We start from the raw sequence: 275 nt of genomic DNA, 5'->3' as shown, positions 1-275 counted from the left end.
CCCTTGAGCCGGGCACCACGATGGCGACCGATTCCCGGCGTTTCGAGTGACTCAGGGTGTGCCCCAGTTGGACATGGCTGCCAAGCAGCCACTGGTCAGCAAGCCAGAAATCCCGGCTGGCAGCAGCGGACAGGGAGCGATCGTTATGGTTTTGGCGCACAGTATGGCGATCCTCCAACACACCGAACTGAACGTCGTAATCCTCGTAGAAACGAGAGCCTTCCAGCCGTAGCCAGCCGTCCTGAAACAAATAGCCGAGAGAGACTGATCCACCC

1 protein-coding gene is annotated in these 275 nt (G+C 59.3%); it reads right to left on the bottom strand.

Annotated elements, in window-relative coordinates; translation table 11 throughout:
* Positions 1–275 (bottom strand): hypothetical protein (locus tag Q4563_RS19720; protein WP_303605725.1); only part of this gene is annotated, 275 nt, incomplete at both ends.

This window comes from Gilvimarinus sp. 1_MG-2023 (assembly GCF_030548285.1).
The sequence above is the reverse complement of the archived record's forward strand: the minus strand, read 5'-3'. Positions and strand labels throughout refer to the sequence as shown.